12 protein-coding genes are annotated in these 12,471 nt (G+C 63.7%); 3 read left to right on the plus strand and 9 right to left on the minus strand.

The genetic code is table 11. From position 1 onward, the window contains the following. Positions 1–43 precede the first annotated feature (43 nt). The 4 genes from arc to AC3WJM_RS01190 all read right to left on the minus strand — a co-directional run bounded on the left by arc (position 44) and on the right by AC3WJM_RS01190 (position 5,044). Positions 44–1,858, minus strand: a complete 1,815-nt coding sequence (gene arc / locus AC3WJM_RS01175) for a proteasome ATPase (protein WP_084784542.1) — start codon at positions 1,856–1,858, stop codon at positions 44–46. Between the two features lie 101 nt (positions 1,859–1,959). After that, positions 1,960–3,012, minus strand: a complete 1,053-nt coding sequence (locus tag AC3WJM_RS01180; RefSeq protein ID WP_284988174.1) for a tRNA (adenine-N1)-methyltransferase — start codon at positions 3,010–3,012, stop codon at positions 1,960–1,962. A 118-nt stretch (positions 3,013–3,130) separates the two neighbouring features. Continuing rightward, positions 3,131–4,300, minus strand: coding sequence for a site-2 protease family protein (locus AC3WJM_RS01185; protein ID WP_306959685.1), 1,170 nt, complete (start codon positions 4,298–4,300; stop codon positions 3,131–3,133). Then, positions 4,301–5,044: an HAD family hydrolase gene (locus tag AC3WJM_RS01190; RefSeq protein ID WP_492271034.1), complete on the minus strand. Its 744-nt coding sequence runs from the start codon at positions 5,042–5,044 to the stop codon at positions 4,301–4,303. Positions 5,045–5,163: 119 nt separating this feature from the next. On the opposite strand from AC3WJM_RS01190, the gene AC3WJM_RS01195 reads away from it, so the two are divergent. Further along, positions 5,164–6,069, plus strand: coding sequence for a PAC2 family protein (locus AC3WJM_RS01195; RefSeq protein ID WP_284755619.1), 906 nt, complete (start codon positions 5,164–5,166; stop codon positions 6,067–6,069). A 66-nt stretch (positions 6,070–6,135) separates the two neighbouring features. Here AC3WJM_RS01195 and mshC read toward each other — a convergent pair whose 3' ends face one another. Both mshC and AC3WJM_RS01205 read right to left on the minus strand, forming a co-directional pair. Beyond that, positions 6,136–7,419: a cysteine--1-D-myo-inosityl 2-amino-2-deoxy-alpha-D-glucopyranoside ligase gene (gene mshC, locus AC3WJM_RS01200; protein WP_284988177.1), complete on the minus strand. Its 1,284-nt coding sequence runs from the start codon at positions 7,417–7,419 to the stop codon at positions 6,136–6,138. Between the two features lie 16 nt (positions 7,420–7,435). Then, on the minus strand, positions 7,436–8,269 hold the full coding sequence (locus AC3WJM_RS01205) for an undecaprenyl-diphosphate phosphatase (protein ID WP_492271035.1): 834 nt from the start codon (positions 8,267–8,269) through the stop codon (positions 7,436–7,438). A gap of 52 nt (positions 8,270–8,321) precedes the next feature. Here AC3WJM_RS01205 and AC3WJM_RS01210 point away from each other — a divergent pair, with 52 nt between their 5' ends. Next, positions 8,322–9,254 carry an aldo/keto reductase gene (locus AC3WJM_RS01210; RefSeq protein ID WP_306959680.1) on the plus strand — a complete coding sequence of 311 codons (933 nt, stop codon included), beginning with the start codon at positions 8,322–8,324 and terminating at the stop codon, positions 9,252–9,254. Positions 9,255–9,286: 32 nt separating this feature from the next. Here AC3WJM_RS01210 and AC3WJM_RS01215 read toward each other — a convergent pair whose 3' ends face one another. After that, positions 9,287–9,559: a hypothetical protein gene (locus tag AC3WJM_RS01215; RefSeq protein ID WP_059389240.1), complete on the minus strand. Its 273-nt coding sequence runs from the start codon at positions 9,557–9,559 to the stop codon at positions 9,287–9,289. A gap of 39 nt (positions 9,560–9,598) precedes the next feature. Between AC3WJM_RS01215 and AC3WJM_RS01220 the strand changes: the two genes are divergently transcribed. Further along, the gene (locus AC3WJM_RS01220) at positions 9,599–9,832 is read left to right on the plus strand and encodes a DUF5703 family protein (protein ID WP_059389241.1); all 234 of its coding nucleotides are present in this window, start codon (positions 9,599–9,601) and stop codon (positions 9,830–9,832) included. A 47-nt stretch (positions 9,833–9,879) separates the two neighbouring features. Here AC3WJM_RS01220 and AC3WJM_RS01225 read toward each other — a convergent pair whose 3' ends face one another. Both AC3WJM_RS01225 and AC3WJM_RS01230 read right to left on the minus strand, forming a co-directional pair. Beyond that, complete coding sequence (locus AC3WJM_RS01225) at positions 9,880–11,040, minus strand: acyl-CoA dehydrogenase family protein (RefSeq protein WP_492271036.1); 1,161 nt, start codon at positions 11,038–11,040, stop codon at positions 9,880–9,882. Positions 11,041–11,050: 10 nt separating this feature from the next. Next, the gene (locus tag AC3WJM_RS01230; protein WP_059389243.1) at positions 11,051–12,355 is read right to left on the minus strand and encodes a M20/M25/M40 family metallo-hydrolase; all 1,305 of its coding nucleotides are present in this window, start codon (positions 12,353–12,355) and stop codon (positions 11,051–11,053) included. Between the last annotated feature and the right edge of the window lie 116 nt (positions 12,356–12,471).

The raw sequence follows: 12,471 nt of genomic DNA on the forward strand, positions 1-12,471 counted from the left end.
CCCACGGGAAGCTTGTCCGAAGGCAGGCCTTCCGGCCGGGCCGTCACAGGTACTGGCCGGTGTTGGGAGTCGTTTCGATCGACTTCCCGGGCTCCTGGCCGGCCTTGCCCTGGACGATGGTGCGGATGTAGGTGATGCGTTCGCCCTTCTTGCCCGAGATGCGTGCCCAGTCGTCCGGGTTGGTGGTGTTGGGCATGTCCTCGTGTTCGCGGAATTCGTCGACGACGGCGCGCAGGAAGTGGTCGATCCGCAGGCCTTTCTGCTGGGTTAGCAGGAGGTCCTTGATGGCGTACTTCTTGGCCCGGTCCACGACGTTCTGGACAACCGCGCCGGAGTTGAAGTCCTTGAAATAGAGCATCTCGGTATCGCCGTTGGCGTAGGTGACTTCGAGATACTCGTTGGACTTCTCCGTCGAATACATGGCTTCAACGGTGCGCTGGATAATGGCGTCGACGGTGGCCTGGACGTCGCCGCCATGCTCTGCCAGATCCGTCGCGTGGAATGGAAGGTCGGTGGTGATGTACTTGGCGAAAATGTCGGCGGCTGCCTCGGCGTCGGGCCGCTGGATCTTGACCTTCACGTCAAGCCGCCCGGGACGAAGAATAGCCGGATCGATCATGTCTTCACGGTTCGAGGCACCGATCACGATGACGTTGTCCAGGCGTTCGACGCCGTCGATCTCGCTCAGGAGCTGCGGGACGATGGTTGTTTCGACGTCGGAGGACACCCCGGTGCCGCGGGTGCGGAACAGCGAGTCCATTTCGTCGAAGAACACCACCACGGGGCTGCCATCGGAGGCCTTCTCCCGGGCACGCGCAAAGATCAGGCGGATGTGCCGCTCTGTTTCACCGACGTATTTGTCAAGGAGTTCAGGCCCCTTGATGTTCAGGAAATAGCTCTTCAGGTCTACGTTGCCGGCCCGTTCGGAGGCGCGGGCGGCGAGCGAGTTGGCAACGGCCTTCGCGATCAGCGTCTTGCCGCAACCCGGAGGGCCGTAAAGCAGGATGCCCTTGGGGGCTTTGAGACCGTGTTCGCGGTACAGGTCCGGGTGCAGGAACGGCAGTTCCACCGCGTCGCGGATCTGTTCGATTTGAGGGCCCAGGCCGCCGATGTCCTCGTACGTAATATCCGGGACTTCCTCGAGGACCAGGTTTTCGACCTCTGCCCGGGGTACCTTCTCCAGTGCGTAGCCCGTGCGGGAATCGAGCGACAAAGCATCGCCGACGCGCAGGTGCACCTTCTGCAATGCGCCTGAGAGCCTGACTACCCGCTCTTCATCGGCCCTGCCCACGACGAGGGCGCGGTCCGTGCCCAGCATTTCCTTGAGCGTGACAAGTTCGCCTGCCCGTTCGTAGCCCAGGCCTGTCACCACGAGGAGGGCCTCATTGAGGAGGACTTCCTGCCCAACGGCCAGCTGGTTGATGTTCACGAGCGGGCTGACGCCCACGCGCATCTTGCGGCCGGCATTGAAGATGTCGACCGATTCCTCGGTGGCCGCCTGGCCGGTGCTGCCTGCCGTCGGCTGGCGCCTTGGATTGATCTGCAGGATGGTCCCGAAGCTGTACGGTGGTTGACCGTCCTGCTCGAGGGCGCCTTTGAGTCGCAGGATTTCGGCCTTCGCCGTCTCCAGCATGGTCACGAGCTTGGTGTTGTTCTGGGTGGCGGCGGCAAGCTGACGGTCGATATGGCGCAGTTTGTCTCGAAGGATGTTTATCTGGCGTTCCGCGACAGTGAGTTCCGCGGAGTCGTCCACCGGTTGGATTGCCCCACCCCCGTGTCCCGCTTTTCCTTCAGTCACAGCCTTGTTCGATGGCTCCTCCGGCGTTGTTCGCCCGAAGTCATTGTTCGACGTATCCACGAAGCATCCGCTCCTTCCCGCTTTCTATAAATAGACCTTAGCCCTCAAAAGCGTTGGGTAACCTGTGACATCCGGAATGCGGACCAGTTTGTGATCTTTCCCTAGGGGGCGGGTGTGGGGTCGTCCTTGACGTTGGTGCCGGCAATCGCATCCCGTGCGGCCCGGCGCAGTTTCTTGTCGGAAACCGCACGCTCTCCTACCGCCCCCGGAGTCCAGGCATTCAGGTCCTCTTCGCTGAACTCGGTCTTGGACGGTCGCCGTTTGACGGAGATCCCGGTCACGCCGTCGGCGAGGCGACGCGTCACCAAAAGGAAGCCCGTGTGGGCCACCATGCGGTGGTCGGGACGGACAGCGAGGCCCTCAAGGTGCCAGCCGCGCACCATGGACTCCCAGGCGTCCGGTTCCGTGAACCGGCCGTCGGCGCGGATCGCTTCAGCGGTACGGGAGAGCTGGGTCACGGTGGCCACGTAGTTGATCCACACGCCGCCCGGGGCCAAAACGGTGGCTACGGCGTCGAGGCATTCCCACGGAGCGAGCATGTCCAGCACCACGCGGTCCACGGATCCGGGCCCTTCGGAGCGGACGACTTCCTCCTGGAAGTCGCCAAGAGAGATCTTCCAGGCCGGGTGCGGACCGCCGAAAATGGTTTCCACGTTGCCGCGGGCAATGTCGGCGAATTCTTCGCGACGCTCGAAGGAGTGGAGGTACCCGTTGTCGCCGACTGCTCGAAGCAGGGAGATCGAAAGGGCGCCGGAACCAACGCCGGCCTCCACAACGCGGGCCCCCGGGAAGATATCGGCCATGGTGACGATCTGGCCGGCATCCTTGGGGTACACCACTGCGGCACCGCGGGGCATGGACAACACGAAGTCCGAGAGCAAGGGACGGAGGGTCTGGTACTGCTGGCCGATGTTGTTGGCCACCACTGAACCGTCAACCTGGCCTATGATTTCGTCGTGGTTCAGGAAGCCGCGGTGCGTATGGAAAGCGCCGCCTTCCTCCAGGGTGATGGTGTTCATCCGGCCGCGTTCGTCCGTGAGTTGAACCCGCTCGCCCACACGGAAGGGCCCTCGGCGCCGGGCCGCACCAGTCGGCTGAATGGCGGTGTCGGCGGCGCCGGTGGCCGTGTAGTTGGCGGCGGTTTCGCTGCTCATGGGTGTTTCCTCGCTCCTGTACGGCTGGGCCGTCATTTGTTGCCGCAGTTACTGCTTAGTGATGCGCACTGCCGGCCGGGTTATTTCACGACCGGCAGGTAACTCTACCGGGAAGGTCCTACGGGCGTCCGCTCCGTCGGGCTACTTTACCTGTAATGGCTGTCACTACCGCCTGCTGACGCAGAAGGCCCATGACCGTGCCGCGTTCGTCCACGACCGCGTATTCGGCGCCGCTGAGCTGCGCCAAATACTGGATCAGTTCCTGGCCGCTGGACGTCCAGGGGACGTAGGCACCGTCGGCGAGCGGGGTGGAAACCGCGGTCACGAAGGTCGTGGATACCTCGGAGGCCGGCACGGCTGCAGTCGCAGCCGGATCTACCAGACCCTGTGGCCGGCCATCCGGTCCGCAGATCACGACGGCGGGCGTGCCGTAGGGTGCCACGCGCAGGACTTCGGCGACCGTGGCCGAGTTCGGAATTCCGACGGCGGGTTCGGCCAAGGCGGCGGCACTCACCGAGGGGAGGCGTCCACGGAGCGTGGCCTGCTTGATCGCGCCCGAGGCGCCCATCCACAGGAAGCTGCAGACAAGGAGGGTGATGAGCATATAAGTGAAATTAATCGGGCTCCCGCTAAGCAGCGGCGGGGCTATGAACCCAACAACCAGGACGATGACGACGATCCTTCCGGCCCAGCCAGCCGCCACTGTCCCCTTTTCCTGGCTTCCCGTCACTTTCCATACCGCGGATTCCACCAACCGCCCTCCGTCAAGGGGCAGACCCGGGAGCACATTGAAAATGCCGATCAACAGATTGGCCCACATGAAGCTGTTGGCCAATTCCTCCGCCACCCCGCCGAAGACGTGGGCCACCACCAGCGGCCAGGCGGCTGCAGCGAGGACAAAGTTGGCGGCGGGTCCTGCCAAGGCCACAAGCACCGAGCGGCCAGGAGACGAAATGAAGCTCTCGAACTGGGTGTGGCCGCCCCACAGATTCAACACGATCTTCTCCGTGGGCCAGTTGAACGCCTTGGCGCTCAAGGCATGGGCGAGTTCGTGGACCAGCACGGAAAGGGCGAGGAGCACCGCATAGGCAAAGGCAACGAAGTACGCTCCGTTTCCCAGGGAGGGGTGCTGCACGAATACGACCGGGCCAACCGCGATCACCGTGAACGCGGCGATGATGAACCAGGAGTACGCAAGGTACACGGGGATTCCCGCGATGCGGCCGAGCGGAATCCCGTCCTTCCTGCTGCTGCGTGTGCTGTGGCCACCGTTCCGGGGAGTGCTCACTTAGTTTGCCTGTCCAAGGAATGCCGCAGCGGGCATGGTGGCGGAAGCGCGGGCGGCGACAAGCGCCTCAAGGTCGGAGACCTTCCGTCCCTGCAGGGTGTCCCAGGTTGCCCGGCGGGCATCCTCGGGCAAAGCCATTTGGTGCGGAATTCCCACCGTGACCACCCCGGAGGCGATCGCGGACGCAACGCCCGGCACGGAATCCTCGAGGGCGACGCAGTGATCCACGGTCAGCGCAGGATCCGTGTCCCGGAGCCGCTCGACGGCGGCGAGGTAAGCCTCGGGGTGGGGTTTTCCTCGGCTGACGGTGTCCCCCGTGATGAGGAACTCGAAGTAGGGCTTGGGGAGGTTGGCGACGACTTCCCGCGCCATCGGGCCTTCGGACATCGTCACGAGGGCGCAGCGGACGCCCGATTGATACAGCTCGTCCAGCAGCTCCTTGGCACCGGGCCGCCACGGCACCTCGACGCGGAGGCGGTCGATGACCTGGGCGCTCAAGGAGTCAACGATCTCCCGCTTCTCCAGGTTCACTCCAGCCTTTTGGAGAATGCCGGCCGAGTGCATGAGCGATTGCCCTACGAGCTGCATGGCTTGTTCATGGCTCCAGGCGCCTCCGTAGGACTCCACGAGGGTGCGCTCTGCGGCAATCCAATACGGCTCGGTGTCCACCAGGGTGCCATCCATGTCCCATAGCGCGGCTTTGAGCTCGGCTTTTACAAAGGGCTGGGTGGCTGAAGCAAGCATGCCTAAAGTCTACGTGGAAGGAGGCAGGGCGATTGCCGCTCTACGCCCGGGGCGAAGTATGGCCACGCCGGTCCCCGCACGCCATGCATCGGTGGCGGTGTTGGACGTAGGGTGAGTGAATGAACAGTTTGGACGGAGCCCCTGACGGACAGGCCACTTCACCGGAGCCTGAGCGCCTTCTCCAGCCTGTAGCCGAAGGTCAGCGCATCACCGTGATGCTCGCGGCTTTCGAAGGTTGGAACGACGCCGGTGAGGCGGCCAGCGATTCCCTGCACTACTTGAACAAGTTGTGGCAAGGAAAGAAAGTGGCATCCGTTGATGCCGACGACTATTACGACTTCCAGTTCACCAGGCCGACTGTGCGACGCACGGCCGCCGGGACGCGCAAAGTGAAGTGGCCTTCCACGCGCTTGTACAAGGCCAGCGTCCCGGACAGCAACGTCGATGTGGTGTTCGTGCTCGGCACCGAGCCGTCCTACCGCTGGCGTGCCTACACGGCCGAGCTTCTGGTCCACGCTGAAACGCTCAAGGTCGACTATGTGGTGTTGATCGGCGCCCTTCTGGCCGATGTCCCGCACAGCCGCCCGATCCCCGTGAGCACCACCTCGGACGACAGCGGATTGCGGCAGCGGTTGAACCTGGAGGCTTCGCAGTACGAGGGTCCGGTAGGCATTGTGGGCGTGCTGGCGGAATTCGCGCTGCTCGCGGGCTTGCCCACGGTGTCGCTGTGGGCGGCCGTGCCGCACTATGTCGCCCAACCGCCCTCCCCCAAGGCGCAACTGGCCATCTTGAACAGGATCGAGGACCTGCTCCAGGTGCCGCTGGACACCCACGCCCTCAACGAGGAATCCGAGGCCTGGGAGCGGGGCGTGGACGAACTGGCCACCGAAGACCCCGAAATCGCCGCCTACGTGCGGCAGCTCGAGGAGGCCAAGGACACGGCCGACCTGCCGGAGGCCAGTGGCGAATCCATCGCCCGCGAGTTCGAGCGCTATCTCAAACGCAGGGGCAAGGACAAGCCCTAACCCAACGCGGGGTCACTTACGGCCCGTCCAAGGGGACATTATGGGCCGTAAGTGACCCCGCGTTGCTTAAAGCTCGACGCCGAGCAATCCGTTGATCGCGTCGCTCACCAGGGCGGAATCCAGTGCACTCGGATTAGCGGTAGACGGATTACTGAGAGCCGCCGCGGCCCAGGCATCGACGGCGGCGACCGCGCCGGGAGCATTCAGGTCGTTGGCCAGCTCGGCACGCATCCGCGTCAGCAATTCCGCCGCTGTTCCCTCGGGAGCGATGTCCCGGGCGGCCCGCCACGTGTTGAGGCGTTCCTTGGCCTGGGCGAAGCCTTCATCGGTCCAGGACCAATCCGAGCGGTAGTGGTTGGCCAGGATCGCCAGGCGGATTGCGGCGGGCTCTTCGCCTGCTGCACGGAGCTTGGACACCAGCACCAGGTTGCCCTTGGACTTGCTCATCTTTTCACCGTCCAGGCCCACCATTCCAGCATGGGCGTAGTGGCGTGCCAGGGGAATGCCGCTTAGCGAATACGCGTGTCCGGCGCCCATTTCGTGGTGCGGGAAAACGAGGTCAGATCCGCCGCCCTGCACGGTGAACGGTTCCGGCAGGTACTTCTGCGCGATGACCGTACATTCGATGTGCCAGCCGGGACGTCCGTCACCGAGGCTTGCGCCCGGCCAGCTCGGCTCGCCGTCGCGGGCAACGCGCCATAGCAGGGGATCAAGGGGATTCCGCTTGCCGGAGCGGCCGGGATCGCCGCCGCGCTCGGCGAAAAGCTCGAGCATTTCCACTTCGCCGAGCCCCGAAATGTCCCCGAGGGTCCACGCGTCCGGGCTATCCGACGCCTTGCCGGCTGCCTCGACGTCGTAGTAGACGTCGCCGTCGGGTTCGCCACCCGTGCCGTGCACACGGTAGGCGAGCTCGTCCGCGATCAATTTCTCGATAGCCGGAACGATCATCGGGATCGCTTCGACGGCTCCGATGTAGTAATTCGGGGCCAGCACATTGAGGGCGTCCATGTCGGTCTGGAAAAGCTCAATCTGGCTCGCCGCCAACTCCCGCCAGTCAACGCCGGTGGCGGTGGCCCGCTCCAGGAGCGGATCGTCGACGTCGGTGACGTTCTGGACGTACGCAACGCGCTGGCCGCTGTCCCGCCATGCCCGGTTGAGCAGGTCGAAGGCGACGTAGCTGGCGGCGTGGCCCATGTGGGTGGCGTCGTACGGCGTGATGCCGCAGACGTACATGGATTGCTCCGCACGTGGCTCGACCTCCACGAGGGACCCGAGGGCGGTGTCGAACAGCCTCAACGGGGGCATGCTGCCGGGTAGTTCAGGCACAGGGCGGGAGATCCACGATTTCACAGCCTCAACCATAGTGCTAGGCGCTGATGACATTGAAACCGAGCAATACATAGAGGGCTAGTCCCAGAAGAATGCGGTACCACACAAAGGCACGGTAGCTGTGGGTGGAAATGAATTTCAGGAACCAGCCAATGATGATGAAGCCCACCACGAAGGCGATGACGGTGGCCAAGGCTGTTTCCGGAAGGCCGAAGGGTCCGGTGATTCCTTCCTTCGAGACCACCTTGTACAGCTGGTACAGGCCGCTGCCGAAGACAGCGGGTATGGCAAGCAGGAACGAATACCGTGCGGCGGCTTCACGCGTGTACCCCATCAAGAGGCCGGCCGTGATGGTTCCGCCGGAGCGGGAGACGCCCGGGATGAGAGCCATGGCCTGGGCCAGCCCGTAAAGGATGCCGTGCTTGAAGGTCAATTGGCTCAGCTCGCGTTCCTGCTTGCCCACGGCGTCGGCCACCGCGAGGATCATGCCAAAGACGATGAGCATCGTGGCGACGATCCACAGGCTGCGCAGGACGGATTCGATCTGGTCCTGGAAGAGCAGGCCGAGCACGATGATAGGCACGCTGCCGAGGATGACCAACCAGCCCATCCGCGCGTCGGGATCATCCCTGGAGACTTTCCCCCGCAGCGATCCGAACCAGGCGCCCACAATCCTGACGATGTCGCGCCAAAAGAAAACGATGACGGCCGTCTCGGTGCCTAGCTGGGTAATGGCCGTGAAAGCAGCTCCGGGATCCGCCGCATTGGGCAGGAACGAGCCGACAATTCGCAGGTGTGCGCTTGAAGAAATCGGAAGGAATTCTGTCAGGCCCTGCACGAGGCCAAGGAAGGCTGCTTCTATCCAGTTCACGTGAATAGACCCTACGTCATGATCTACCCGATCTCCCCGTAAGCTATCAGCTATGCAGCAGCGTTACGTCGGCAACAGCGGGTTTCGGGTGTCCACCCTTTCCCTGGGCACTATGTCCTGGGCGGAAGAAACGGACGAACAGGATGCACGGGAACTGCTCCATACGTTCATCGCTGCCGGCGGCACCATGATCGATACCGCCGCTTCCTACGCCGGTGGACGGGCCGAAGCCCTGCTGGGTTCCATGCTGGGTGACGTTGTGGCGCGTTCGGAGGTTGTCCTCTCCACGAAAGCGGGCGTCTCGACGTCGGACGGCCGGCGCAGCGTCGATGCGTCCCGCGGATCCATGCTATCCGCTCTCGATGCCAGCCTCGCCCGCTTGGGAACCGACTACGTGGACATCTGGTTCGCGCACGCTTGGGACGGAAACGTACCGCTGGAGGAAACCCTTTCCGCGCTGGACCTCGCGTTGCGCTCGGGCCGCGCACGGTACGTCGGCATCTCCAACTACAACGGCTGGCAGACCGCCAAGGCTGCGGCGATCGCGGGATTCACCCTGGTGGCCAACCAATCCGAATACTCGCTCCTGCACAGGAAGCCCGAAGACGAACTGGTGCCTGCCATCGAGGACGCCGGCCTCGGCCTCATGGCGTGGGGGCCCCTCGGCCGCGGAGTGCTCAGCGGCAAATACCGCGGACAGATTCCGTCCGAATCACGGGCGGCTGAAGGCCGCCTCAGCGGCTACGTCGAGAAGTACCTCGATGCGCGGGGAGCGCGGATCGTCGAAGCGGCAGCCATGGCTGCGCGCGGCTTGGGACGGTCCGCCGTCGATGTTTCCCTGAGCTGGCTGCTCTCGCGCCCTGGGGTATCCACCGCCATAGTGGGCGCACGCAATGCGGTCCAGCTCAAGGAACTGCTCGATGCGCAGCTTTCGCCTCTTCCCGCCGAAATTTCGAGGGCACTGGAAGACGTTTCAGCGATCTGACTCAACTGAAACTCGGGCATTACTGATCGGGCTTACTGGTCGAGGATCTCCAGCTCGTCTTCGTCGAGGAGTTCATTGTTGTCCTCGTCGTCATCTTCTTCATCGTCGTCGAACACCTGAAGTGGTGTGACTTCCGAGTAGGCCTCGTATAGTGAGTCCTCATATACCTCAAAGGCATCTGCAACGGCGAAAAACGCTGCCTCCACAGTGGGATCTCCTTCGCCCCGGCGGGCGGAAGCGGCAATCAGGTGCTCTTCCAAGGCTGCTGTCAATGACTGAAGCGCGACACGCGGATCGATGCTCATGACTTCACGTTAGCCCGAAAAAGACGAAAATGGAGAGGGATGAGAGAACAATTTCTGAGCAGTTCAGTGGAGCGTCAGCGGGACTACGCAAGGCAGTACGAGTACCTCGTACTGACCGTCAGCCCTGACGATTCCTTGCCCGAGGCGCGGCGTCGGCTCGTGGAGCACTCCGAATACGGCAAGTGGGAACTGGAGCGGAGCATCCTCTATATCGGCGGCGGTCGCCGGTTCTGGCTGCGCCGCAGAGTACTCAACGTACAGCGCACCGTGTAAGCAGCACGGCCGTTATTTCAGGGTCCCCGCTCCAGCGTTCGAGTGTTTCAGCTTTCGAGCGGACCAAGCCACGCGTTGGCAACTGTGGTGTGCGCGGATTCCTCATTGGAGGGATGGAAGATCCCGGCCAGCACATCGCGGTACAGCCGTTCGAGTTCGGAGCCCCGGAAGTAGCTGGAGCCTCCCGAAACTCGTATCGCCACGTCCACGATGGTCCGGGCGTTCTCCGTGGCCCGCACTTTGAGCCCCACGAACTTGGGAAACCACTGCGACCCGTGATCGACCAGGGCATCCACGTCACGGGCCACCGACGCCAAATGCGGCTGGATGGAATCCATTGCCATGGCGGCGTGGGCAATCTTCCAGCGGATGTCCGGGTCCTGCGAAAAGCTTCGGCCCCCGTACTTGGCCGAGGTACGGCGCTTGACGGCCTCGACCGCCAGCGTGAACGCCCGCTCCGCGATGCCTGTGTAGACCGCGGCAAGCAGCGTTTCGAAGCACGCGAAGATCGCGAAGATCAACGGATCCTGGTTGGGTCCTACGGGCAGTTTCCGGAAGATCCGTTCCGGCGGCACCATGGCGCCGTGGAGGAGCGTGGTGTTCGATTGGCTTGCCCGCATGCCCAGGGTGTCCCAGTCATTCAGTGTCTCGTGGCCGGGTGCGTCGCGTTGGATAAAGCCGAAAACCAGCTCACCACTCCCCTCCCGTGCGCCGCCATCCTTGCCGAAGATGCCGAGGCGGGTCCATGCCGGCGACAAGCTCGTGAAGATCTTCCGCCCGGTGAAGCTGTACCCGCCGTCCAGCTGCGGTTCCGCCGTGGTCCCTGAGTCGAAGAGCATGGAGTCATTTCCGGGCTCGGAAATCCCGAAGGCAAAGACCTCGCCGTGTCCGGACTCCTTCAGCACAAAGTCGAGGGAGCCGTCGCCGCGCCTCGCCAGGACGTGCGCGACGCCGGTCCAGACAAGGTGCATGTTGACGGCCAACGCCGTGGCCGGGGCAGCCGTGGCAAGCCGGCGCTGAAGCGCCGCCGCGGCTTCGAGCCCGAGCCCCAGTCCGCCGTCGGACTCCGGGACGAAGATCTTCAGGTATCCCGCCGCGGCGAGCTCCTCAAGATCCTCGTGGAAGAACGAGTTGTTCTGGTCGTACCCCGCTGCGCGGTCCCGGATGCGACGGAGCATCTCGTCCGGCAGGATCTCTTCGGGGGTCAAGGCGTTCTCCCTAGTAGTTGCTGAGCAGGGTGTTGAGCACCCTGGACCCGAACTTGAGCGAATCGGCAGGAACGCGTTCGTCGACCCCGTGGAACATGCCAGTGAAGTCGAGTTCCTCCGGGAGCATCAACGGGGCGAATCCGTAGCCTGTGATGCCGATCTTGCTGAGCGACTTGTTGTCGGTGCCGCCGGACAAGGTGTAGGGCAGCACTTTGGCGCCGGGGTCTTCCGAGTGCAAGGCATCGATCATGGCGTCGACCAGGTTGCCGGCAAACGGCACTTCCAGGGACACGTCTTTGTTGACGTAGCTGACCTCCACGCCGTCTCCGGCGAGTTTCTTGACGGTTTCGAAGACCATCTCCTGCTGACCGGGGAGCGTGCGGCAGTCCACCAGCGCTTCGGCCGATTCGGGGATGACGTTGTGCTTGTATCCGGAGCTCAGCAGCGTGGGGTTCGAGGTGTTTTGAAGGGTGGCTCCGACGAAGCGGGCGACGGTGCCGAGTTCCTTCAGCAGGGCCTCGGGATTGTCCGGATCGAACTCGACGCCGGTCAGTTCCGTCACGCCGTCGAGGAACTGACGGGTAGTGGGGGTCAGCTCAATCGGCCAGGGGTATTCGCCGATCCTCGTGACTGCCCCGGCCAGGCGGGTGATCGCGTTGTCGGTGTTGATTTGCGAGCCGTGCCCGGCACGGCCGTGCGCCACAAGGCGCAGCCAGGAAAGTCCCTTCTCCGCGGTCTGCAGCAGGTAGGTGCGCTGGCCCCCGATGGTGGCCGAGAACCCACCTACCTCGGAGATCGCTTCCGTTGCGCCGTCGAAGAGTTCCCTGCGATGCTCGACGGCGTAGCGCGCGCCGTGGTTGCCCCCGGCTTCCTCGTCGGCGAAGAAGGCAAAGATGATGTCGCGCTTGGGCTTGCGTCCCGTCCGGGCGAAGTCACGCATGACCGCGAGGATCATGGCGTCCATGTCCTTCATGTCCACGGCGCCGCGTCCCCAGATGAGTCCATCCTTGAGTTCGCCGCTGAAGGGATCCACGGACCACTGGTCCTTGAGCGCCGGAACCACGTCGAGGTGGCCGTGCACCACCAGGGCGCCGGCCGAGGGGTCCTCCCCGGCCATGCGCGTGACAACATTGGCCCGGCCCGGAGCCGACTCGAAGATTTCCGCGTCCAATCCAACTTCATTAATAAGCGCCGCCGTGTATTCCGCTGCGGCGCGTTCGCCAGGACCGGAATCGTCACCGAAGTTCGAGGTGTCTATGCGGATGAGTTCCTGGCAGATCCGGACTACTTCGTCCTCGGGTCGGATATCAGTCATGGAACTCTCCTTGCTGGCTGGGATGGACGTACTCCGGCGGGAAGGCAGATGGTGCGGACGCTACCCGCGCGCTTCCCTCAGCCTACCCACCGCATGCCCGTTTGGCCGCGCGCTTT

This window comes from Arthrobacter sp. FW306-1B-G06A, from assembly GCF_058781765.1.